Raw genomic sequence first — 22,960 nt, 5'->3', positions numbered from 1 at the left:
CTCCGGATTAACGCAGCACGAGTGCCGAACCGCCTTTTGCAGCCTTCAGCAAGCACTCAATGCAGATTTTCTTCGGCGCAAGATCGACGGGAACGTCTCGCGGCCCTGGCAAATCATGCGTCGCCGCGTGCGCGACAAACTTGCCCGTCGTGCCATGCACGATGCCAGTGGCATCCATCTGCGTGAAGCTGCCGTTGGTTTCCAGGCGAATTGACCGTTTTCCACGTAGCACGATTTCATCTGCTTCGAGAAGGATCTGCTTCTGTGCCCGCACGACAATCGATTTCGTCAGTGCGTGAAGCACAATGTCGCCCGTCGCTGCGACGAACTTCACCACCCCCTGCTGCGCAATCAAGCGAATGGTGTCACGCACGCTCGCAAAGAAACCACGTCCGCTCGCGATCCCGACATGGCCTTCGCTGGTAACTGCGACCTGTTGAGCAGCGATATGTGCGGTCGCTGGTGTAACCAGTTCGACACCGGCCTTCCCCGCGATTACAAGATGCGGCTCGGCCAGTTCCGGAAAGGTGTTGGCGTCGCTGGTGCTTCCGCGGATCTGCTGATTCTGGGCAGCGATCGTTTTCGCAAGGTCCGACTGGTGTCCGTCGGCATCCTGCGCTTCAGCCTCGTGAGCAGCCTGGCTCAATGCATCGTGAAGACGATACGCGTCATCGAGTTGGCCCAACGTCTGGGACATTTCCTTCACGTGCCCTTGAGCGCCAGCGTGGTCTTGCGTCGTGATCAGCATCCCCAGCGTCGAGCGCATCACCCCCCACAGGCTGGTCACAAGCTCGAAACCACGGCCTCGCTCACCCTGCCTGCCAGAATTGCCCGCAATGCGCGTGATATACCCCAAATTCAGCTGCGAACTGCCCTCGTCGCTCGACAGATGCGCCTGGATTTTTCCGTTCGTATCGTCAAAAGCAAGCGTATTCGCCCGCCTGCCCCCGACCTCCCGGCTGCGATAGCCGGCCAGCGCCTGGTTCTTCGGCAATTCGAACGGTGGCATGTTGAATGCATTGGCCGCGCTACCAACAATGATTGGCAAATCCGGATCGCCGTTGACGAACGCAATTTCGACCTCGTGCCCCCGGCGCGGCAGAAAGATTCCCCCGAACTGGTCACCATGCCATGCACCCGCGACGCGCACCCAGCAACTCGAACGCTCGTCGTTCTTCCCCAACCTGTCCCACAGGAACTGGAGCTTCACGCGGCCATACGCATCAGTCCAGATTTCCTGATCATCGGGACAGGTGACGACCGCATATTCGACACCGGTGATGCGCGGCTTCGCGACCGTGCGCAGCAGCCGGAATGGCTCGTTGGTCGGCTGCAGCGTAAATTCCGCTTCGCAGTGGTACCGCTGGGCAGCACCCGACGCTTCGCCAACGTCTTCAATCGTCAACCTGCAACCGATAACCGCGTACTCGCGATTGGCCGCATTTTGCGGATAATGCGACAACGTAAAAGTCTGACCAGTCACTAAACCGCGCAGATTCCCCTTGCCGAACGCCCTGAGCCCCTGGCAGCGGTATGCCTGCATCTGCACGAGCGTCAAATACTCCGCCTCGGTGCGCGGATCATTGTGATCGCCGGAAACGCCAGCGGCACCTGCCTGGGGCTGCGCATAATCGCCCCACGTGTAATGTTCCTGTTTGGCAAGCCCCGTATCGCGAGGATCTTCGCGCCCGACCTTCAGGTCCGCGCGCGGCCACGTATAGTCGTAGTCGACACTGGTCACTGCACCCGTCGTGAGCTCATGCGAGACCGACAGATCGTGAATATGCTCCTCGTCGATACGTCGGCCGGTCGGCGCCTCATAGCGGATCGTCGCGTAAGCTTCGCCAAGCGGCTTGAGTGCCCCCATCGAATCGGTCAGCACGAGCCGGTGCTTGCCTTCACTATGCTCGAAGAAATAGAAGATGCCCCACTCTTCCCACAACCGCTGCAGGAAAGTCCAGTCGCTCTCGAAGTGCTGACGTTGAATATCGCGCTTCGGCCATGCCTTGTTGGGGCGTGGCGTCGTCAACCGCTTCTCGACCGGAAACGGGTAAGCCGACAACACCGAGTCGGTAATCTCGACCACCGACATATCCTGGAAGATGCGACAGTCGCAATTCTTCGTTGCCTGCCACAACCATGGCCGCAGGGTAAGCGCATACACGATCGAGCGACCGTCCTCCCGAAGAAGTTCTGCTCGACTCACAATGCCAGTGACTTCGCGCGTTCCCGCACCAACATTGGCCAGGCCCGAATCGCCCGCGAGACCGGGAATGAAATGACCTCGGCCTTCGAGCTGAATCGAGACCGTGACCTCCGTGCCGATCAGTTTGTCGAGCGGAACGTTCGCGGCGATGCTGTGCGAAAACCCCAGCGCATCCGGTGTTTTCAGTTCAAGCGTGTACTCGAACAGCTCGCCGATGGTTTCCCCGCCGCTAAACTTGACCGGCGTGAGGATCGGCTCGTTGCCGTACATCGGCAGCGCTGCGCCGGCGACCGACAGGGTACGAGGTGCTTCAAACAAGGCCATCTGTTTCTCCGTTCATGATCGGTATTCGCGCTACTTACGCGCGCACACCCCACAGCTCGAGTTTCAGCGACGGAAACTCTCCTGCCACGTGCAACGCCAAACCACCATGTCGCACAACTTCCTCCCAGAGCGGCCCGCCCTGCGTCAATTCGTAATAGACGTAACCCGCATTGAATGGAATCTGCCGCGGCGGCACCGGGAGTGCCTGCAAACCGATGCCCGGCATATGGCTGCGCACGAGGCTCGGCAACTTGTCGGACGGACCGGCCTTCGCCTGAGCGGCGAACTGGTGCTGCAACACGTCCGGTGGCATCGCCGCATGCACGGCGAGCACCATTGCGGTAAACCCCTGCATGTCGACCGGATCGACGACCGCATTGCGCATGCCGTGTCCCAGATCCTCCAGCCCGATGCTCTGCGCGCTACGAACCAGCACGGCATTGAGCAACCGATGCGTATCGTCGACAACGGGCTTCAGGCACAGATGCGGCGTCGTGTGCTGATACGGCGGATGAGATTCGAGCGGCCGCCGCGTATCTGTTCGAAGATGCGTGGACAACTCCCCGGCCATGCTGATCAACAACGCATAAACGTCCGCCGGCGACGTGGCCGGGACGCGCAACAGATGCTGCAGCATCGGTTCGTACCGATTCAGGATCTGCAGCAACAGGTAATCAGTCACTGTCGCCGCGCTCGCCGTGGTGTCGTCGGTACCCGCGAGTCGTTGCGCAAGCGCATTCGCCCGCAGACGCGCGAGGTCGTGAATTTTCATGACCCAGCTCGTAAGCTGGTCGCTGGCGCCATACCCCGACACTGGCGGCACAAGCGAATCGTCAAGCTCGATGCTGCCATCTGCCCGGATGGTTTTCACGCGCGTAAGCGCTAGGCCGATCCATGCGTCGCCCATCTCCTTTTCCGGTAGCAACCTCAATCGCAGATTCGACAACTGCACCGGCTCAGGCGCAAGCCCGATCGAATTCGTGTCGCGCAACTCGGTGTCAAACACCAGATAGCGCGCCAGCGAATCGGGCGTGCTGTCGAAGGTCGTTTCCTCGCAGTTCGGCAAACGAACGGGCACAGCCAGGTAAATCACCTGGTCCAGGTGTTCCGGCCGAATCGTCAGCGGCGGCGGCAGCGGCGTGTTACCCGGTGCATCGAACGGCGTGCCGTCTGCAAACACACCCGCAGCCGACTTGACGATCACCTTGCCGAACGCGAGGGATTCGAGATCGAGTGCGAAGTGGGTGAAACCGAAGAAGAATGGCGACAGCGGCGCCGCACGCATATGCGCGTATTTCTCAAAATATCGGTCCTGCTGCTGAAACAGTTGCGGACGAAAAAACAGCCCCTCCTGCCAGGCGACCTTTGCGTACCAGCTCATGCTTGTCTTCCGTTTCGTTGCGCGACGCGCTTCATTTCTTCGTTTCAGCGATCTTGACTGCATTCGTGTCAAGATCGATGGTCAGTTTCAGCTTGGGCATGGCGAAGCTGTACCACGCCTTGTCGAGCGTGGTCGGCATGGTATAAACCGTCCGCCATACCGAATTCGGCAGATCACGATAAGCGGCGATCACGCCGATTGCCGTCGTTGCCGGATCCGGCCGACGGATAATCGTCTGGTGCTCACCGGGACGCAGTTGCATCTCGTCGCGTTTCACGACGTCATCAGCCAGCACGGTCTTGTCCTGCGTCTGAAGCGTGAAGAAGTCGGCCGCCTTGAACGCGCCATCGTTCTTCAACTCATAAACGCGCACGACGATCGGCGCCGGCCGGCTGCGATCATCGGGATTGACGCCGGGCAGCGCGTTCACGCTCATTTCGAGCCGAATCGGCTCCTTCGGTTTCGGTTCGCCGCTCGCGCAGGCGGCAAGCGCAACAGCACAGACGAGCGCGGGAACGGTCATGATCGAACGCATGCAGGATTTACCTTGATTGACTGCGAGAAACACCGCGCACACGCAGGGAGCAGACGGGCCGCCCGGCACGCGGTGTTTCATGGGCTTATGCTTCCTTGTTGCCCTTGATGTCGAAGCTTGCCGTGACAGCACCGCCGCTACCGCCCTGCGCGTTCTGCACGACGTACTCCTGCTTCACCTTCGCGAACGAAAGCGACACCGTTTCGCGGCTCTTCTCGGCATCCGTCTTGCTGCCCGACGGCTTCACGCGCGTGACGATCACGTCGCTCATCGTGAGCTTCAGGTACTCGAGCGGATTACCGCCGGCCTTGCGCATGACCAGCGTCGCCTGATCGATGTGCTTGCCCGTCAACGCATACTTCATCAGGTTGGGGCTTGCGCGATCGATGCTGTGATCGAACGTCAGATCCTTGACCGTGGCCTTGCCTGCGCCGCCGCCGCTGCCCGAATGCATCGTCGATTCCTGCTGAATCTCCCAGTCCCAGTTCAGGACCTCGATCTCGTCCTTGTGCTTGTCGTCGAGCGACTCGCCATTGATGCCATCGATTTTCAGAAAAATATCCTGAGCCATCTCTTCACTCCACGTTATTGCTGATGATGAAATCGACCGGGTTCAAAGTGCATCGTGCCCGGCCACACGAGTATTCCCACCGACATGTCAGGCGGCCTCCTTGATCGACGGCAGCTTCGTCACGAGACGAAGCGACACGGTCAACCCTTCGAGCTGGAAGTGCGGACGCAGGAAAAACTTGGCCTGGTAATAGCCTGGATTGCCCTCCACGTCTTCGACCAGCACTTCAGCCGCGGCCAGCGGCCGGCGCGCTTTCGTGTCCTGCGACGAGTTGGCGGGATCGGCATCGACGTAATGCATGACCCATTCGTTGAGCCAGCGCTGCATGTCCTCGCGCTCCTTGAACGCGCCGATCTTGTCGCGCACGATGCACTTCAGGTAGTGCGCGAAGCGAGAGCACGCGAACAGGTACGGCAAGCGTGCTGACAGGTTCGCATTGGCAGTGGCGTCCGCGTCGTGATACTCGGCCGGCTTCTGCAGCGATTGCGCGCCGATGAAGGTCGCGTGATCCGTATTCTTGCGATGCACGAGCGGAATGAAGCCGTTCTTCGACAGCTCGGCTTCACGCCGGTCCGAAATCGCGATTTCGGTCGGGCATTTCATGTCGACGCCGCCATCGTCCGTGGGGAACGTATGGCACGGCAGATTCTCGACCGTGCCGCCCGACTCGACCCCGCGAATCAACGAACACCAGCCATACAGCTTGAACGAACGGTTGATGTTGACGCCCATTGCGTATGCTGCATTTGCCCAGCCATAGCGGCTGTGATCCGAGCCGTTCGTGTCTTCCTCGAAATCGAATTCGTCGACTGGATTGGTCTTCGCACCGTACGGCAGACGCGCGAGGAAACGCGGCATGGCAAGTCCCACGTAGCGCGCGTCTTCGGTGTTGCGCATGGAGTTCCACGCGGTGTATTCGAGGTTTTGCGTGAAGATCTTCGTCAGGTCGCGCGGATTGGCGAGCTCTTGCCACGATTCCATCTGCAGCACCGACGGCGCGGCGCCGGTGATGAACGGCGTATGCGCCGCCGCCGCGACCTTCGCGATCGATCCCAGCAAGTCGACGTCCGGCGGCGTATGGTCGAAGTAGTAGTCGGCCACGAGGCAACCATAAGGCTCACCGCCCAGTTGGCCGTATTCTTCCTCGTAGATCTGCTTGAACAGAGGGCTTTGGTCCCACGCGAGCCCCTTGTAGCGACGCATCGTACGGTGCAACTCGGTCTTCGAAACGTCCATGACGCGGATCTTCAGATGCTCGTCGGTCTCCGTGTTCGACACGAGATGATGCAAGCCGCGCCAGGCCGATTCCAGCGCCTGATAATCGTCATGATGCAGGATCAAGTTGATCTGTTCGGAAAGCTTGTGATCGATCTGCGCAATGATCGCCGCGATGCTCTTGTAGGCGTCGTCGCTGATCGTGGCGGTCTGCGCCAGCGCCTGCTCCGCAAGTGTCTGGACCGCGAATTCGACCGCTTCACGTGCCTGCTCGGTTTTCGGACGGAATTCCTTTTCGAGCAGATTCGTAAAATCAGACTCGGTGGTTGTTTGAGTGGAAACTGCCCGTGCTTCCTGTTTCGCCATGGTGGTCATCCTCAATCGGTTTGTCGGTCAGTTTGCGTTTTCCGCATCGGCGGCGTCGTTGTCGTTGCGCACCGGCTTCGGTGCGGCCGCGAGCGACTTCAGCAGCGCGGGATCCTGCAGCAACTGAGTGACGAGCGCCTCGGCCCCCGACTTGCCATCCATATAGGTCTGCAGGTTGGCGAGCTGCGTGCGTGCTTCGAGCAACTGGCGAAGCGGCTCTACCTTGCGGGCGATTGCTGCCGGCGAGAAATCTTCCATGCTCTCGAAGGTCATGTCGACCATCATCTGACCGTCTCCCGTCAACGTATTCGGCACAGCAAACGCGACACGCGGACGGATTGCTTTCATGCGCTCGTCGAAGTTGTCGATATCGATGTCCAGGAAACGACGGTCCGACACGGCCGGAAGCGGCTCGACCGGATGCTTGCCCGACAGGTCGGCCAGCACACCCATTACAAACGGCAACTCGACCTTCTTTTCCGAACCGTAGACCTCGACGTCGTACTCGATCTGAACGCGTGGCGCACGATTGCGCGCGATAAACTTCTGCGAACTGCTGGCGGACATGAACAGGCTCCTGGCGGTGGTTAATTGACTGCGGGTTCAGAGAACCCACTCGTCTGAACGGAATGGGATCCCTCGAAGTTGAGCGCCTGGGTTGGCGCGACAGAGGAATCGACTACGGAGATCGCGATGCGCGAGAGCGACTGCTTCGAGGTGAATGCGTCCAGCCACAGCCCGGAGAGTCGCGGCAGAATATGCTGCTCGATAAAACCGATGAGCACGCGCGCCCCCGTCTCCTGCACAAGACAGCGCGCGACGATGTAGGCGACAACTTCGTCACCGTATTCGAGCGCGATGTTGTGGGTCTCGGCCATGCGTGCGACGACGCGATTCAGATGCAGGCGCACGATGCTCGCCAGTGCGCCATCGGCGAGCGGTCGATACGGCACCGTAGTCACGCGCCCGAGAAACGCCGCCGGAAAAGTCTTCAGCAGTTCGGGCGTCAGCGCCTCCCGCAAGCCTTCCATATCGGGCGCGAGCGACGGATCGGCGCACAGGCTCGCGGTCAAATCCGAACCGGCATTACTCGTCAGCAGGATCGTCGTGTTGCGGAAATCGATGTAGCGGCCATCACCGTCTTCCATGTAGCCCTTGTCGAACACCTGGAAGAACATCTCGTGCACGTCACGGTGCGCCTTCTCGATCTCGTCGAGCAACACGACCGAGTAAGGCCGGCGGCGCACCGCCTCCGTCAGCACCCCGCCTTCGCCGTAACCGACGTAGCCGGGTGGCGCGCCCTTCAGGCCCGAAACGGTATGGGCTTCCTGATACTCGCTCATGTTGATCGTGATCAGGTTCTGCTCACCGCCATAGAGCGCTTCCGCAAGCGCGAGCGCGGTTTCCGTCTTGCCGACGCCGGACGGGCCCGCGAGCAGAAACACACCGAGCGGTTTTTTCGGGTCGGTCAGACCGGCGCGCGCGGTCTGAACACGTTCGACGACCTGCCTGAGTGCGTCGCCCTGCCCGATCACGCGCGCCTCGAGCGTGGTTGCGAGCGTACGCACCGCGGCCACCTCATCGGTCACCATGCGTCCCACCGGAATCCCGGTCCAATCGGAGACGATCTCCGCGACGATCGCATCGTCGACCTCGGGAAAAACGAGCGGCGCATCGCCTTGCAACTCGCTCAGTCGGCGCTCCAGCTCACGCAACGTCATGATCGACGTCGGTAGCCCTTCCGGCTCACCGTCGCCCGTGATGACACTTTCGCGTGCCGACAGCAGGATCTGCGCGGCAGTCGCCTGCTCGCGCCAACGCGCTTCGATTGCAACCTCTTCCGTCGCAAGCATGTCGATGCGTGCGCGAACCTGTGCCAATCCGTTGTCCGCGTCGAGACCGATGCGCGCTTCCTGCGCAAGCAATGCTTCCTCGGCTCGCGCCGCCGCCACGCGCTGGCGCACGTCGTCCAGTTCGCGCGGCGTGGCATGCTGGGAGAGCGCCACCCGTGCGCACGCGGTGTCGAGCAAACTGATGGCCTTGTCGGGCAGCTGGCGCGACGGGATATACCGATGCGACAGCGCGACCGCGGCGCGAATTGCTTCATCGCGAATCACCACGCCGTGGTGCGTCGCGAATGTGTGCACCAGGCCGCGAACCATATCGACCGCAGCCGTCTCGGACGGCTCGCCGACTTGCAGGACCTGAAAACGCCGTGTCAAGGCCGGATCTTTCTCGATGTGCCGCTTATACTCGGCCCAGGTCGTCGCACCAACCGTCCGAATCGTTCCGCGTGCCAGCGCAGGTTTCAGCAGGTTGGCGGCATCGCCCGTGCCAGCCTGGCCGCCCGCGCCGATCAACGTGTGAATCTCGTCTACAAACAGGATGACCGGCACGGTCGATTTCGCTGCCGCCTCGAGCAGTCCTTTCAGCCTGGCCTCAAATTCGCCTTTCATGCTGGCGCCGGCGAGCAGAGCTCCCACATCGAGCGACAGCAATCGCACATCGGCCAGTTTCGGCGGCACATTGCCGGATGCGATCGCGCGAGCGAGTCCTTCTACGACAGCGGTCTTGCCTACCCCTGCCTCACCGGTGAGCAGCGGATTGTTCTGTCGACGACGCAGCAATACGTCGATCATCGTGCGAATCTCAAGCTCGCGACCAACGACCGGATCGATTTCGCCCGCCCGCGCTCGAGCAGTCAGATCGGTGCAGTACTGCTCCAGCGGCGCGCCTTGCTTGGTCGCGGGCATTGCGCCAGACGCGTCGCCCGGCGAGGCAGCCGAAAAGTCGCTTTGATCATAGGGTGCGTCGCTGCCTTCCGGCGACCCATCGATCCACGCCGGCAGCGCGGCATCCAGCTCGTCGACGGGAATCTTGCCGAAGGTAGGCGAAATCGACAGCAGCACTCGGCGCAGATCAGGCGTCGTGACAAGCGCCGCGATGAGCCATGCGCCTCGCACGCGGCGATCGCCGAAACTGAGCGTGGCAAGCACCCAGGCGCGCTCGATGGCCGATTCGATATGCCAGGAGAAATCGCTGATCGAGCTGGCGCCAGCCGGCAGTGCGGCGAGCGCACGTGTGAAATCACGTTCGAGCGTCTCGTGTTCGATGCCGGCGTGCCGAACGATGCGGTGAAGATCGCTGTCGGGCTGCTGATGCAGCTGGTGCAGCCAATGAACAAGCTCGACGTACGGATTACCGCGAAGCTTGCAAAAACTGGTCGCCGATTCGATGGCGCGGTAAAGCTGGACCCCGAGCTTTCCGAACAGCGCCTGGCGTGAAATCGTCATGCTACTCCTTCGTTATTGTTCACTTCGGCATGTTGCGTCTCTCTCGGCAAATCATGCAGGAGTCCTATTCACGTGCCATGCCAGATGAGCCCTTCCTCGACACCAAGATCGAAATTTCCGGCTCAAATTAAACGGCAATTGCTTCACGCTGGGCGAATTATCAACATGAACCTGGCGCCGCGTCAACGGGTGAATCTCAACACGACAATGATTAACTTTCGCTCACCATACATCAACGCACCGCCTATCCAGCGAACGCTACCCGATCGTCCCGAACGGGATTCATACGATCTGCTTTCACGTCGTAACGCATTGTTATTATAGGAAAATCCCTACACCAATACATTTTCCACGAATCCCACCTCCGCAAGATATTGATTGCGATGAGTTTTGCAATTTATTGACAATTTAGCCTAACAATTAAAACCGCGATCATTAATCGTAAAATAGAAGTTGATTTATGGCGAGGTGCTCATGGAGATAGACGAGCGGTTGTTGATCGTGTTTAAAATGCGACTTTTCCGTTCGCAAACTCTCCCATGCGCTCACTCCGCCTGCCGTGGCGCCATCGACCCGAAGAGTCCGCCAAAGAGCCCGTGCCGAACCGTCCGTCGATCCAGGCAATGGACGTCGAATGCGCGAACGACCCGCCTCGTCAGGCGCTACCTGGCAGCGAACATGGCTGTTCGCCGATCTTCGAATTGATCGGCGGTACCGGCTTCGATGGGCACCATGGCCACTCGGAGAACGACGGTGGCGCATCCCTACCGCGCGCGCCGGGAAATTCGACTCGACCGCACGACGTGATCGACGACCTGCATGCGCAGTATTGGCGTGCGCTGACCGACCCACATGCGTCGCTTACCGGTTCGTGGGCCCCGCATCCTGACGAGCCGTCCCCGGATACGTTCGGGACCGATGCTCGGAAAGAATGGGAATCGGTGGATGGCGTCACTCGTTCCGGCTCGATCGAGACGCTTCTTTCCGGCGAACGTTCGCTGGAGGACGTGTTTGGGTTGCTGGAACCAGGGACCATGGTGGACCTCGACATCAACCAGACACCGGAAATCCTGCGCCTCTTTGCGCCGCCGGAATTTCACGGAGCATCGACTCGACATGCACCGGTCCTGCCACCGTCGCTTACTCGGCGCGAACATCACGCGCTTTCCATGGACAGCCCGCTGTCCGCCCCCTCACGCAAGGACGAAGGATGAACCGGCAAATTGCCTCCGAATTGCCTCAGACCCCTCGCTTGAGCGATGCGCCGCTCGCCGAGCAGATCGAGCAAGTCGAAGCGCGCGTACGCGCGCAACCGACAACAGCGGCCCACCGCTGGGCACTGTTCCAGTTGCTGTGCATCACAGGCGAATGGTCGCGTGCCATCCAGCAGTTGCAGACCTGGGCGAGACTCGATCCGGATCAGACCCACACCGCGCAGGTTTTTCGCGATCTGATTCGCGCCGAACGGTGGCGAGCGAAAGTCATGTGCGGGCAGGAGCGCCCGGGCTTTGTCCTCGAGCCGGCGCTGTGGGTCAAAGAACTGATTGGCGCGCTTCGGCTGTCGGCTGACGGGCAAAGCCAACTCGCCGACGAAGCCCGCAAAAAGGCACTGGATGCTGCACCCCTTACCGCAGTACGCACGCCGCAAGGCGTAGCGGGCTGGATCGCGGACAGCGACTCCCGTTTCGGGCCGGTCTGCGAGATCGTCACAGCCGGGCACTACCGATGGATGCCGTTCTCCGATCTCGCCGCGTGGCGGATGTCGCGCCCGACGAATCTGATCGACCTCGTCTGGGCACCGTGTGTGCTGACGCTCAACGATGACAGCATCGTCCGAGGTTTCATGCCGGCACGCTACCCCGGTTCGGACACCGCGACCGATGCACTGCGTCTGGGTCGCGAGACGGTTTGGCATGAGTCGGGACGTACCGGCGTCATCGCACTCGGGCAGAAAACCTGGACAACGGAACAGGGTGACTTCGGCCTGTTCGACTTCGCCTTGTTCGGGCCGCCCGACACGGCGTTCGGCACACCAGAAAAATGGGTAGCGGAACACGGTAACGCAACCGGAGAACCCGCCGATGACTGAGCGCATGAAATGGCATGCTTCCAGCGACGTGTTGCCCACCGGCACCCCGAGGCGGGCCAATGCACGCCTGATGCCGACCCTGCTCGATCGCCTGCGTGACGATGCCCCTCAACGGCAGGTCGAAGCGCCGGCGGAATACACCGTCACGCGCCGGCAGATGCGCGATATCGTGCAACGCGATCTGGCATACCTGCTCAATACGACGAGCATCGAGGACCAGATCGATAGAGAGCGCTATCCGCACGCGGCTGCCTCGACCGTTAATTTCGGCGTACCGCCGCTTGCCGGCACCTTCCTCGCCTCGCGGCAGTGGAACGATATCGAACGGATGATTCGCCAGACGATTACGGATTTCGAGCCGCGACTGATTCCCGATTCGCTGGTGGTATCGCCCCGCCATGCGATCGCCCCTGGCGAGCATCACAACGTCCTCGCATTCGAGGTGCGTGGCCTGCTCCACATGGATCCGTATCCCCTCGAATTCATGGTGCAAAGTTCCTTGGATCTCGAAACGAGCGAAATCCAGATTACCGGTGTGCGAAGCACGTAAGCAGGCGTGGCCCGACGACAACAACGAGACCTTACCGATGGATCCGCGACTGCTCGACTACTACAACCAGGAACTCATTTACATGCGCGAACTCGCGACCGAGTTTGCGCAGGCGCACCCGAAGATCGCGCGCCGGCTCGGCATGCAGGCCGGCGAGGTCGCCGATCCGTATGTCGAACGCCTCATCGACTCGTTCTGCTTCATGGCGGCGCGCATGCAGATCAAACTCGATGCCGAGTTTCCCCGCTTCACGGGGCGCCTGCTGGAAGTGATCTATCCGAACTACGTCGCGCCGACACCCTCGATCGCAGTCGCTCGCCTCTATCCGGGCCGGGCCGAGGGCAATCTCGCAGGAGGCTATCGTATCGCGCGTGGCACCTCGTTCACCGCTCGGGTACCGGATGGCGAAAAGACCGCGTGCCAGTTTACGAGCGGTCAGGACGTGACGCTCTGGCCGCTCACGATTACCGAAGCGCGTCTCACCGGCATCCCGCCGGATATTCCCGCGCTCGATCGTTACGTTGCGCCGGACACCCAGGTGCGCGGGGCGCTCAGATTGCGACTCGCGACGACAGGGGACGTGCGGATCGCCGATCTGAAGGGACTCGACAGGCTTCCCGTGTATCTCGCCGGAGACGAACAGGTCGCCTCGCACTTGTTCGAGCTGCTGCACGCTGCGAGCGTTGCTTCGGTGATTGCCGCGCCTGGAGAATTTGGCATGCCCGGCCATCCTCCGTCGGCCGTCACGCAGGGTGCGGTCGAACACGAGGGTTTGCGCGCCGATCAGAACCTGCTGCCGCTCACTTGGACCAAATTCCATGGACACAACCTGCTGCACGAGTATTTCGCGAGTCCCGCGCGGTTCTGGTTCTTCGCGCTCAATGGTCTATCGGAAGGCCTCTCCCGCGTGAACAGCCGCGAAGTCGAAATCGTGGTGTTGCTCGACCGGGCGCCCGGCCAGTTGGCGAACCTCGTGGACGCCACGCGATTCGCGCTGTTCTGCACACCGGTCATCAATCTCTTCAAGCGGCATACCGACCGTATCGAGATCACGCCGCGCGAAACCGAATTTCATCTGGTACCGGCCCGACTTGCACCGCTCGACTATGAGGTCTTCTCGGTCGAGACTGTATATGGGCAGGTCGCGGCGACATCCGCCGAACTCGAATTCCGACCGCTCTATCAGACGCTGAACAACGACGAAGGCAATCACGGGCGCTATTTTTCGACGCGGCGTGAACGTCGGCTCGCGTCCGACTCGGCACGCCGTTACGGTACCCGTACGCCTTATGTCGGCACCGAAGTATTCCTCTCGCTGGTCGACCAGAATGAAGCACCGTATAACGAAAACATCCGCTTTCTCTCGGTCGATGCGCTTCTGACTAACCGGGATCTCGCCACGCTCGTTCCGCGCGATGGCGTACGCGATCTCGAGACGTCGCAGTCCGCACCCGTCGAGAGCATCGGGCTCATTCGGCCACCGAGTCCGCCGTTACCACCATATGCCGAACGCGAAATGGCGTGGCGCCTGATTCGCCAGCTCAATTTCAACTATCTGCCGCTGGAAGATCTCGATCACCGCGAGGGTGGACAAAGCCTGCGTGATTTGCTCCGTCTGTATCTGTCGGATGGCGAAAGCGGCCATGGCCGCCAGGTCGAGAGCCTCGTCGGCGTCAAGACACGCCCGGTGACACGCAAGTTGCCCGGAGCCGGACCCATGACATTCGGGCGCGGTATCGAATGCACACTGACTGTCGATGAGGCCGGGTTCTCCGGTGTCAGCCCTTACCTGTTCGGCGTGATTCTGGAACATTGGCTCGCGCGGCACGTGTCGATCAACAGCTTCACTCAAACCGAACTGCATTCGATGCAACGCGGCCGCATCGCACGCTGGCCTGTACGCACCGGCACCCGCGGGATCCTCTGATGGAGCGCGCCACCCTGCCCGTGCTGGTCCGCGACAGCATGCTCTCGCCAGAACTGCTCGAACGACTGCAGGCCGAGCCCTGGCGCTTCGGATTCCTGTCGCTGCTGCGTCGCATCGGCGCGAATCCGGCAACACATTCGATCGGCGCCGCGCGCCGGCCGCAGGATGAGCCGTTCCGCCTCGGACAGCAGCCAAGTCTCGCCTTTGCCCCGCGCGAGGTCGCAAGCGCGCTGGAAGCGGGCGGGCGACTCAAGGTGCGACTCTTCGGGCTCGGCATGCTCGGCCCGAACGGGCCGCTCCCGATCCACGTCACCGAAATGGCCAAGGATCGGGAGGATAGCCGGCGCGACACGACCACGATCGACTTCCTCGACATCTTCCATCACCGGTTCTATACGCTGTTCTACCGCGCATGGGCATCGGCGCAAGCTGCGGCAGGCCTCGATCGCAGGGACGACGAACGGTTTTCGTTTTACGTCGCGAGCCTCACCGGCCAGGACGTCGCGGAAATTGGCGATCGTCCCCTTCCCTCGCATGCACGTCTTGCCGCCTCGCCGCACATCGTGCGGGAGTCGCGAAATCCGGACGGGTTATGTGCCACGCTCGAACACTACTTCGGCGTCCCGGTCACGATCGAGGAGAACGTATTTCACTGGATCGAAATCGATCCGGCCGATCAAGGTCGCATGGGGCGACCGGGAACCGCCGCGACCATGGGGCAAGGCGCGATGCTCGGCCGCGTCGCACCGGATCGTCAGCATCGATTTCGCATCGTCATCGGGCCGGTCGATCTCGACGCGTACCTGCGCTTCACCCCCCAGGGTGAAGACTTGCCGCGGCTCGTCGAATGGGTCCGGGCATTTGTCGGCTATGAACTCGAATGGGAACTCGAGTTGCGCATCCGGCCGGACAGCGCCCCGCCAGCCGTGATGGGTGGGACTCAGCGCATGGGTTGGTCCGGCTGGCTCGGGCAGCCGAGTCCTGACAAACCAATTACCGGCATGCGGTTCGAACCCGAGCGTTACGCACGCTACCTCGAGCGCCGCAGCACCAAACAGAAAAATTGACGATGAGCAAAAATCAATCAGCCAAGCGGGCCGAGCCCGGCAAGGCCTCGCTCGCACCGCACCATGACTGGCTGTCGCCGGTAAGCGACGCGACGCCCTGTGGCCCCGATCTCGAGTACGACCACGATTTCGTTGTCCTGTTTGCAAGTGCGGCACCCAAGCAGGATGTGCAGTACGGCTCGTTCGTCGGCGCGCCTGACCCGGTCAACTGGAGCGAGCTTGAACGGGACTGTCGACGGCTCATGATACGAACGAAGGACATCCGCGTTGCAGTCCTTTTCGCACGGTGTCGCGCTCGACTCGCCGGCGCCGCCGGTCTCGCGGAGGGCACGGGGTTGCTGGCTGCATGGCTACAGCACTTCGGAGCGCACGTTCACCCGCAACCGGACAGCGACGGCGAACCCGACGCGGCACTTGAAATGCGGATGAATGCGCTGCAAGCGCTCGCCGATCCTGACGGGTTGCTGGCAGACGTACGGGAAATCGTGCTCGCGAAGTCGACGCTGGCTCGCCTGCAAGTGCGTGACGTCGAACGCGCGTTCACGTATCCGCGGCCGCCCGATGCACTCGCGCCGGAGTCGGTTACGCAGCAATTGCAGGACCTGCAGGACCGCGAGCCGACGATACTGCTGGGCTTCGGCGAAGCCGACGCGAATCTTGCCGCGATCAACGCGTGGTGCGTCACACACCTTGAGTCGCACCTGCCCGATTTTTCGCCATTGACCCGCCTGCTTCGGCATTTGCGCATGAGCACGGGTCCGACCGAATCCGAAGCGGATCCATTGCCCGCCTTCCATACTGTCGACGAGGGAAGCTTCGACGATACCGACCCGGCCCAGGAATCTTCGCCGACCATTACCGCCCTGGACGCTATCGGAAGATCCTTACCGCCCGAGGTGGCGTTGCGCGCCGACCGTACACCGGCCGACAGGAAAGCCGCGCTGGACTTGATTCGCTCAGCACGTCAATGGTTCGAGATCAATGAGCCGAGTAGCCCGATTCCCGTACTGCTCAAACGAGCGGAACAGTTCGTCGGAAAGCGCTACGCGGAAACGGTCAACGCGATACCGGCCGATCTCCTTGCCCAATGGGAGCAAGCCGACCCAGTATGATCAGACGATAGTCTCTCGGTCGCACACGACAGTCTCGAAAGCAGCCGCGAACCACTAAATACTGTCAAGTTTGATCGAGTGACCGTGCAAGAACCGTGGCGGTGGGTGAACATGTCAGCACTTTTGGCGAAGAGATGTCGGCCCGGGATGGGCGCGTTTCGCGATTGATCGTGCCGATCAGCCAGAGCGGTTGCGCAGGAAACTTATGGGTATCCGGCGTGGTTTGCGTTAGAGCGGACGCCATTCGACAGCATCCGCTTGGCGTGCTATCGGGAAAGTCAATCTTTCCTGTCGGCGTTCGCCGAATCGATTTCACACGACCGGTTGCACAATGCGGTTCTCAATCTTGACGTGGCTTGCGGTGGTCGCGACCGTGACGGCAACTGCGTCCGTGCCTGTGCGGGCACAGTCGAGCCGACTCCACTGTTTCGATGAAAAGGGACAACCGGTCGCATCGTCGGCGCACTGTTTCGAACTGAACTTGCCCAGCGACACAAACCCACATTGGTTCGCCTGGCTGCCTCCCCGGGGAATTGTGCCCGACGCAGGTATCGCCGTATCGGGGATCACCGATCACGGCCGGCTCGTGCCGACGGCAATTGGGGCAGCCGAGCCCGACAATCGGACCGATCGCGCCATGCTGCCAATCAACATTCCCCTTTTGTCCGACCTCACGTTCCGTCCATTCGGACAGGAAGAACGCACGAGCGTATATCGCATTCGCGCGGGCAATGCACTCGCGATTTCTTGCCAGCCAGGACGCCAGCCGGCCGGCATCGTGCTGACGCAATCGCATGCGGCATGGCCGCACGGTGCCGCCGGCGCCGTAGTGCTGGCCGCGCGAGGCGACACCGGCTTCCAGTGGGGACTCGCCGCCGTTGGCCACGACCCGGGCGCGGTTTATCCGCTTCAGCAATCACCGGACAACGGTCGATTGAGTGGTCGCATCGATCTGTCCAGTGCGCCGGCAGGAACGGTTGGCGTGGATGCCACCATCGTGCTCGCATGCCCGTCCGAGGGTGGCCGTATCGAAGTGACTGACCTACGTGTCATGCCCCGCCCGGTAGCCGTGGAAGGTGGACTGGCCGCGTGGGTATGGCAACGCGGCCGATGGCAGGACGGCGGTAATGAACTGATTGCGGACGCGGCACGATACAAGATCACGCGCCTCTACATCGCATTGCCGATCGCTGACGGCGACGTGGTCGACGCAGCGGCCCTTCGAAACTTCGTTGCGCGCGCACGCGGAGCCGGCATCGACGTCTGGGCCGTTGAAGGCGATCCCGAAATGGTTACCGCCACCGGTAGTGAACTGGCCATTGCGCGCTTGCGGGCGATCGGTCGGTATCAGCGTGCATCGACTGATCAGACACGGCTCGGCGGCATTCAGTATGACATCGAGCCGTATCAATTGCCGGCGTATCGGCCAAGCCCGAACGCGGTAATGCACGCTTGGGGCGAGACAGTCGCCACGCTCGGACACGAAGCGGATGCGCCTCTCGACATCGTGGTGCCATTCTGGCTGCCAGGGGCGCCCGGCGGCGACACGGTGCTGAGCCAGATCGCCCGGGCCGCACATTCGCTGACCGTGATGGCGTATCGCACGGATCCGTTGCAGGTGCAGCGTGCCGCGACGCCACTGCTCGCCTGGGGCGCGGCCCTGGGTTTCCCCGTCAGCGTTGCGCTTGAACACGGGGCAATGCAGGACGAGTGGACACAGACGTACACGCCGGTGCCGCCGCACGGTGCGGGCACCCTGTGGCTGCTCCCCGCCGACGACAGGATCGTGGCCATGCACTTCGAGCACCCTGCCACGCTGAAACAAGGTGCGGCGTACGTCGAACAGCGAATGGAGCGTAGCGATGCGGCCAAGGTGAGTTTCCTCGGAGATACAGACCGTCTGTGGGCGGTTTCCGCGAGCCTGCAACCGGCGTTGCGCGCGTGGCCGAACTATGCCGGCGTCGCATTCCACGGCCTTCTGGATCGTTGATTGCCGCGCAATACATGAGGTCACGCTGGTGAGTCCCGCCACAGGTGTGCGAGGCAGACACAGCTCTGATCAGGGAAGCTGAAGGAAATGTCGGATTTACCAACAATTCTTATTGCCGAGGACGATGCCCTCCTGCGGGAGTTGCTCGAACACAAGCTGTCGGCCTGGGGTTACGCGGTACTGTCGGCGTCCGACGGCGAAGCAGCGTACAGGCTGATCCACGACGAGCGGCCGGCGATGGCGCTGCTCGATGTCATGATGCCGCTCCTCGACGGCTTCGCGCTGCTGCGCAAGATGAATCAGGACGGCGTGCTGGCGCAAACACCCGTGATCATGATTACCGGGCGGAAGCTGGAAGCGGATGTCGTCAACGCGTTTCAGTGGGGAGCGCAGGACTATTTACGAAAACCGTTCTCGCTTGGGGAATTGCGGTCACGCATCACGCGCATCATTGCTTCGCGGAATCGCTGCTGATGAACGATCGAATTCGCTTCGCGGCACGATGTGCACTCGCGGCTTCGCTCGTCTGCGGCGGCTTTCCCACCGCCCTCGCCCAAGACCGACCGGCCACTTCACCGGCTGAAATCGCCGGTCTGTATCAAGCCGGGGTGCGTGCTCGACTGGATGGTCGGATCGACGAGGCACTCGAACTGCTGTCCCGTGCGGCGTCGGGCTCGCCCGACAATGCCGATGTGTTGCTCCAGCAGGGTCTCGCGCTGTCGGCGAAAGGCCGAGACGATGACGCGGCCGCCCTGTTTCGTCACGTCCTGTCGCTCGAGCCCGGATACGACGACGCATGGCTGGCGCTCGCTCGCATCGCCGAGCGGCACGGTGACATCGGCACGGCCGAGACGCAGGTCGGCGCCGTGCTGCGCAACAACCCACGGGATGTCGACGCCCGCGAATTGCACGCGAGACTGCTTTTGGACAAAGGCGACGCACGCGGCAGCGAGACCGAGTACCGTGCGCTTGGCGAAGAGCACACCTCCGATGCATCCGCACTGATCGGCCTTGGCGACAGCTTGCGCGCGCAATGGCGTGACCAAGAAGCGCGTACGGCATACCGCACGGCAGCCGAATTGGCACCGGATTCAGCAGCATCACAACGCGCCGGGCTACCTGATCACCAGCGATTCCGTCTGGACATCAGCGGTGAATACAGCAGACTCTCGAATGGTCTGCCGCCCTGGAAGGAAGGTTCGGTCCGCCTTGCCTATGCGGTCGACGATCAAAATAGGGTCGCCATCGGCTCGGACCTACGCCGACGATTCGCCGCGACCGACGTGTACTCTGAATTACGGCTTGATCACCGGTATTCCGAGCGACTGGACGCCTATGTGTACGGCGGCGGCACACCCGACGCCTCCACTCTGCCGAAATGGGCACTTGGCACCGGCGCACAATGGCGGCTCACACCACAGGCGGGCAAGCGCTCAACTTACGCAACGTTCGATGGACGATACGCTCGCTACGCAGCCGTGCACGTCTGGTCCGGCAACGTCGGACTCATCCAGTATCTCGACGACGATCAGGTGTGGATCACGGCAAAGTGGATCAACACACTGGACGAGCACGGCCGGTATTTGACCGGTTACGCATTGCGCACCGATTGGCAAGCGAGGCGGCGCGTGCGTGTGTTGGCAGGATTCACCGACGCACCGGAATCGGACCAAGGCCTCACCGTCAGAACCCGGGCCATTTATGGCGGAATCGTCCTGGACATCAACGACTCGATAGCCCTTAACGTGTCGGCGGCGCGGGAACTGCGGGAGCGGCTGTACAACCGCGACGTGGTCGGGCTTGGAATGACCGTCAAATTCTGAGCCAGGACCACGATGCTCAAATGGATCCAACTGGTGTCGTTGCAACTCAGTGCCATATCGGTGCTCATGCTGGGGATGCTGCTACTCGTCCATACGGCGCGGACGCGATTGATGGCGCGCAACGCGATGCTGGCCGCCGGATTGTCGCGCGAGCTGATCCAATGGCTCGTCATCCCAGAAGCGAGCGTGAATCAATTTGAGCGCATCGCCCGGCGCAGGCCGGCACTTGCGACGTCGCTCCTGCTGAGGCTGGCTGGCCGGGTGCGCGGCGAAGAACATATCCGGCTGATGCAACTTGCCACGCGTTTGGGTCTGGAGAAGCGCCTGATGCACGACCTGGGGCGCCGGTGGCGGTCAGGCTTGCGACGGCGCGCGGCGGAGTCCCTCGCGCTATTCACCGACGAAGCCTCGGCCAGCGCCTTGATCCGTGCGCTAGACGACCGCAAACCGATGGTGTGTCTGACTGCCGCGTGGGCGCTGGCACAGCGCGAACTCCACGTCCCGTTGCAACATGTCATCGACAAGCTGGGCGGATTGAGCGGTTCGATGCTGGCCCAGGAATTGTTCGAGCATCTGGCAAACCACCAGACGACAGATTTGATCGCGCTTGCCGCAAATGACCAGGCGCTGCCGCGGCTTCGCGCAACAGCCATTCGCGCGCTCGCCGTTTCGGGTAACTACACGCTCCTCGCCGTCTTCGCCGATGCCACTCGATCGCGACAACCCGACGTACGGGCCGCTGCGGCGCGCGCGCTGGGTCGATTGCATCATCCGCTGGCCGCGTCGCCCCTGCGTACGCTGCTACGTGATGACGTGTGGTATGTCAGGGTCGCGGCCGTCGAGGCGGTCGGAAAGATCAATGTCGAGTCGCTTGACGACGATGTCGAGGCACTGATGAGTGACGGCAATTGGTGGGTTCGGTTTCGTGCAGCCGAGGCGCTCGCCATGGAAGGGGAACGCGGTCACCGCATACTGCAGCGGATCGCGCAACGCGATCCTTCAGTTGCACGGGACGTTGCCGCGGTGATGTTGCTGGAACGCAAGGAGATCAGATCGTGATCGCGAATGGCATCTTGTCGTTCATGGTGCAAGGCGTCGTGATCGTCATACTGACGATCAACGTCGTGCAAAACGGGCTCTATCTGTTCCAGATCGCCACCGCCATTTGCGTGCTGATGCGTCCGGGCGGTAGCAGCGGAGGAAACCGGCTCTGGCGCCGCTATGGGGCAAGCGCGCCGCCAATCGCATTACTGGCGCCCGCCTACAATGAAGCGTTGGGCATTGTCGATTGTGTGAAGGCATTGTTCGCGCTCGAGTATCCGCTCACCGAGGTGATCGTCATCAACGACGGCTCGACGGACAATACGCTCGACGTCCTGATCGAGGCTTTCGATCTGACACCGGCTCATCGCACGTTCGATCAGGTCATCCCACACCAGCCGATTCGCGCCATCTACGCGTCGCACGTTCATCCCAATCTGCTCGTCGTCGACAAGGAAAACGGCGGCAAGGCCGACGCAATGAATGCGGGGATCACACTGGCGCGCTCGCCGTTGTTCTGCGCGATCGACGCGGACTCACTGCTCGAGCCGGACGCGCTATTGCGTATCGTCCGACCGTTCGTCGAGCACCCGCAACGCACCGTCGCGGTCGGCGGCGTGGTCCGCGTGGTGAATGGGTGCCGCGTTCAGAGTGGGCGGGTCGTCGATATCCGCGCGTCGCGACATTTCCTGCCGCTCGTGCAGACCATCGAATACCTGCGAGCGTTCCTGATGGCGCGTGTCGCATGGAGCGGCGTGGGCGCTCTGATGCTGATTTCAGGCGCCTTCGGCCTGTTCCGGCGGGACGTAGTCATGCAAGTCGGCGGCTTCGGAACCGATACGATCGGCGAGGACCTTGATATGGTGATCAAGATGCATCGGCATCTACGCGAGCAGCGCCGCCCCTACGACATCGTGTTTCTGTCGGATCCGATCTGCTGGACAGAGGCCCCTGAATCACTGCGCACGCTGAAGGGGCAACGATGCCGTTGGCAGCGTGGTGCGCTCGAAGTGTTCTTCAAGCAGCGCGACATGCTCTTCCGATCCCGATACGGCCGTATTGGTTGGCTAGGCATGGGGCATATCCTGATCGCCGATATCGTCGGACCGGTTGCCGAGCTTTCGGGCTATGTGCTATTGCCTGTGTTCTGGATGCTCGGCTGGCTCAGCGTCGAGTACTTCAACGCGTTCCTTTCGCTCGTCTTACTGTTCGGCCTGTTTCTCAGTGTGTCGTCCCTCGTTCTGTCGGAGATGGTGACGCACTCTTTTCCGCGTTTCAGCGACTTGCTGCGCTTGGCACTGGTCGCGGTAGTCGAGAATTTCGGCTACCGCCAGTTGAACACCTACTGGCGCGTGCTCGGTTGGTGGCAATTCCTGCGCAAGGACAAGTCATGGGGGGAAATGACACGAGTCGGGTTCAGCGCCCGCTAAGCGACCGACCTGTCGATGAGCACATCGGTCGGCCGACGGC

The 22,960-nt window shown here is 61.6% G+C and carries 18 protein-coding genes; 11 read left to right on the top strand and 7 right to left on the bottom strand.

The genetic code is table 11. The annotated features are described in order from the left end of the window. Positions 1 to 7: 7 nt before the first annotated feature. The 7 genes from U4012_RS17445 to tssH form a co-directional block, all read right to left on the bottom strand. Entirely contained in the window at positions 8 to 2,530 is a 2,523-nt protein-coding gene (locus U4012_RS17445) for a type VI secretion system Vgr family protein (RefSeq protein WP_321800298.1), read from the bottom strand. Positions 2,531 to 2,564: 34 nt separating this feature from the next. Then, positions 2,565 to 3,911 (bottom strand): type VI secretion system baseplate subunit TssK, encoded by a 1,347-nt coding sequence (gene tssK / locus U4012_RS17440; RefSeq protein WP_321800296.1) that lies wholly within the window; start codon positions 3,909 to 3,911, stop codon positions 2,565 to 2,567. Positions 3,912 to 3,942: 31 nt separating this feature from the next. Continuing rightward, a complete protein-coding gene (tssJ, locus tag U4012_RS17435) occupies positions 3,943 to 4,446 on the bottom strand; it encodes a type VI secretion system lipoprotein TssJ (RefSeq protein ID WP_321800523.1) in 504 nt (167 codons plus the stop codon). A gap of 85 nt (positions 4,447 to 4,531) precedes the next feature. Then, positions 4,532 to 5,017 (bottom strand): Hcp family type VI secretion system effector, encoded by a 486-nt coding sequence (locus U4012_RS17430; protein WP_321800293.1) that lies wholly within the window; start codon positions 5,015 to 5,017, stop codon positions 4,532 to 4,534. An 87-nt stretch (positions 5,018 to 5,104) separates the two neighbouring features. Continuing rightward, complete coding sequence (tssC, locus tag U4012_RS17425) at positions 5,105 to 6,598, bottom strand: type VI secretion system contractile sheath large subunit (RefSeq protein ID WP_321800291.1); 1,494 nt, start codon at positions 6,596 to 6,598, stop codon at positions 5,105 to 5,107. 27 nt (positions 6,599 to 6,625) lie between these two features. Then, positions 6,626 to 7,165: a type VI secretion system contractile sheath small subunit gene (gene tssB / locus U4012_RS17420; protein WP_321800289.1), complete on the bottom strand. Its 540-nt coding sequence runs from the start codon at positions 7,163 to 7,165 to the stop codon at positions 6,626 to 6,628. A 20-nt stretch (positions 7,166 to 7,185) separates the two neighbouring features. Beyond that, a complete protein-coding gene (gene tssH / locus U4012_RS17415; RefSeq protein ID WP_321800287.1) occupies positions 7,186 to 9,891 on the bottom strand; it encodes a type VI secretion system ATPase TssH in 2,706 nt (901 codons plus the stop codon). A gap of 539 nt (positions 9,892 to 10,430) precedes the next feature. Here tssH and U4012_RS17410 point away from each other — a divergent pair. The 11 genes from U4012_RS17410 to U4012_RS17360 all read left to right on the top strand — a co-directional run bounded on the left by U4012_RS17410 (position 10,431) and on the right by U4012_RS17360 (position 22,920). Beyond that, complete coding sequence (locus tag U4012_RS17410) at positions 10,431 to 11,105, top strand: TagK domain-containing protein (RefSeq protein ID WP_321800285.1); 675 nt, start codon at positions 10,431 to 10,433, stop codon at positions 11,103 to 11,105. After that, the gene (locus U4012_RS17405; RefSeq protein WP_321800283.1) at positions 11,102 to 11,980 is read left to right on the top strand and encodes a type VI secretion system accessory protein TagJ; all 879 of its coding nucleotides are present in this window, start codon (positions 11,102 to 11,104) and stop codon (positions 11,978 to 11,980) included. The genes U4012_RS17410 and U4012_RS17405 overlap by 4 nt, the downstream gene beginning before the upstream one ends. After that, positions 11,973 to 12,530, top strand: coding sequence for a type VI secretion system baseplate subunit TssE (tssE, locus tag U4012_RS17400; protein ID WP_321800281.1), 558 nt, complete (start codon positions 11,973 to 11,975; stop codon positions 12,528 to 12,530). The genes U4012_RS17405 and tssE overlap by 8 nt, the downstream gene beginning before the upstream one ends. 37 nt (positions 12,531 to 12,567) lie before the next feature. Next, on the top strand, positions 12,568 to 14,457 hold the full coding sequence (tssF, locus tag U4012_RS17395; protein ID WP_321800279.1) for a type VI secretion system baseplate subunit TssF: 1,890 nt from the start codon (positions 12,568 to 12,570) through the stop codon (positions 14,455 to 14,457). Next, positions 14,457 to 15,524 carry a type VI secretion system baseplate subunit TssG gene (gene tssG, locus U4012_RS17390; RefSeq protein ID WP_321800277.1) on the top strand — a complete coding sequence of 356 codons (1,068 nt, stop codon included), beginning with the start codon at positions 14,457 to 14,459 and terminating at the stop codon, positions 15,522 to 15,524. The genes tssF and tssG overlap by 1 nt, the downstream gene beginning before the upstream one ends. Before the next feature lie 2 nt (positions 15,525 to 15,526). Beyond that, the gene (locus U4012_RS17385; RefSeq protein WP_321800275.1) at positions 15,527 to 16,636 is read left to right on the top strand and encodes an ImpA family type VI secretion system protein; all 1,110 of its coding nucleotides are present in this window, start codon (positions 15,527 to 15,529) and stop codon (positions 16,634 to 16,636) included. A gap of 637 nt (positions 16,637 to 17,273) precedes the next feature. Beyond that, entirely contained in the window at positions 17,274 to 18,626 is a 1,353-nt protein-coding gene (locus tag U4012_RS17380) for a hypothetical protein (RefSeq protein ID WP_321800273.1), read from the top strand. 87 nt (positions 18,627 to 18,713) lie between these two features. Continuing rightward, positions 18,714 to 19,100, top strand: coding sequence for a response regulator transcription factor (locus tag U4012_RS17375; RefSeq protein WP_321800271.1), 387 nt, complete (start codon positions 18,714 to 18,716; stop codon positions 19,098 to 19,100). Beyond that, complete coding sequence (locus tag U4012_RS17370) at positions 19,100 to 20,449, top strand: YaiO family outer membrane beta-barrel protein (RefSeq protein ID WP_321800269.1); 1,350 nt, start codon at positions 19,100 to 19,102, stop codon at positions 20,447 to 20,449. Before U4012_RS17375 ends, U4012_RS17370 begins: the two co-directional genes overlap by 1 nt. A gap of 12 nt (positions 20,450 to 20,461) precedes the next feature. Further along, positions 20,462 to 21,508 (top strand): HEAT repeat domain-containing protein, encoded by a 1,047-nt coding sequence (locus U4012_RS17365; protein ID WP_321800268.1) that lies wholly within the window; start codon positions 20,462 to 20,464, stop codon positions 21,506 to 21,508. Further along, a complete protein-coding gene (locus U4012_RS17360; protein ID WP_321800266.1) occupies positions 21,505 to 22,920 on the top strand; it encodes a glycosyltransferase family 2 protein in 1,416 nt (471 codons plus the stop codon). Before U4012_RS17365 ends, U4012_RS17360 begins: the two co-directional genes overlap by 4 nt. Positions 22,921 to 22,960 lie beyond the last annotated feature (40 nt).

This window comes from Burkholderia sp. BCC1988, from assembly GCF_905339895.1.
Lineage (GTDB): Bacteria > Pseudomonadota > Gammaproteobacteria > Burkholderiales > Burkholderiaceae > Burkholderia.
Note: the sequence above shows the minus strand (reverse complement) of the source record. Positions and strands in the feature narration are given on the sequence as shown.

Coding starts and splice junctions, on each gene's coding strand:
- tssE (WP_321800281.1), top strand. CDS start 11,973: ATGACTGAGCGCATGAAATGGCATGCTTCCAGCGACGTGTTGCCCACC.
- U4012_RS17405 (WP_321800283.1), top strand. CDS start 11,102: ATGAACCGGCAAATTGCCTCCGAATTGCCTCAGACCCCTCGCTTGAGC.
- tssB (WP_321800289.1), bottom strand. CDS start 7,165: ATGTCCGCCAGCAGTTCGCAGAAGTTTATCGCGCGCAATCGTGCGCCA.
- tssH (WP_321800287.1), bottom strand. CDS start 9,891: ATGACGATTTCACGCCAGGCGCTGTTCGGAAAGCTCGGGGTCCAGCTT.
- tssJ (WP_321800523.1), bottom strand. CDS start 4,446: ATGCGTTCGATCATGACCGTTCCCGCGCTCGTCTGTGCTGTTGCGCTT.
- tssG (WP_321800277.1), top strand. CDS start 14,457: ATGGAGCGCGCCACCCTGCCCGTGCTGGTCCGCGACAGCATGCTCTCG.
- U4012_RS17370 (WP_321800269.1), top strand. CDS start 19,100: ATGAACGATCGAATTCGCTTCGCGGCACGATGTGCACTCGCGGCTTCG.
- U4012_RS17445 (WP_321800298.1), bottom strand. CDS start 2,530: ATGGCCTTGTTTGAAGCACCTCGTACCCTGTCGGTCGCCGGCGCAGCG.
- U4012_RS17375 (WP_321800271.1), top strand. CDS start 18,714: ATGTCGGATTTACCAACAATTCTTATTGCCGAGGACGATGCCCTCCTG.
- U4012_RS17385 (WP_321800275.1), top strand. CDS start 15,527: ATGAGCAAAAATCAATCAGCCAAGCGGGCCGAGCCCGGCAAGGCCTCG.
- U4012_RS17365 (WP_321800268.1), top strand. CDS start 20,462: ATGCTCAAATGGATCCAACTGGTGTCGTTGCAACTCAGTGCCATATCG.
- tssC (WP_321800291.1), bottom strand. CDS start 6,598: ATGGCGAAACAGGAAGCACGGGCAGTTTCCACTCAAACAACCACCGAG.
- U4012_RS17380 (WP_321800273.1), top strand. CDS start 17,274: ATGCTGCCAATCAACATTCCCCTTTTGTCCGACCTCACGTTCCGTCCA.
- U4012_RS17410 (WP_321800285.1), top strand. CDS start 10,431: ATGCGCTCACTCCGCCTGCCGTGGCGCCATCGACCCGAAGAGTCCGCC.
- tssF (WP_321800279.1), top strand. CDS start 12,568: ATGGATCCGCGACTGCTCGACTACTACAACCAGGAACTCATTTACATG.
- tssK (WP_321800296.1), bottom strand. CDS start 3,911: ATGAGCTGGTACGCAAAGGTCGCCTGGCAGGAGGGGCTGTTTTTTCGT.
- U4012_RS17430 (WP_321800293.1), bottom strand. CDS start 5,017: ATGGCTCAGGATATTTTTCTGAAAATCGATGGCATCAATGGCGAGTCG.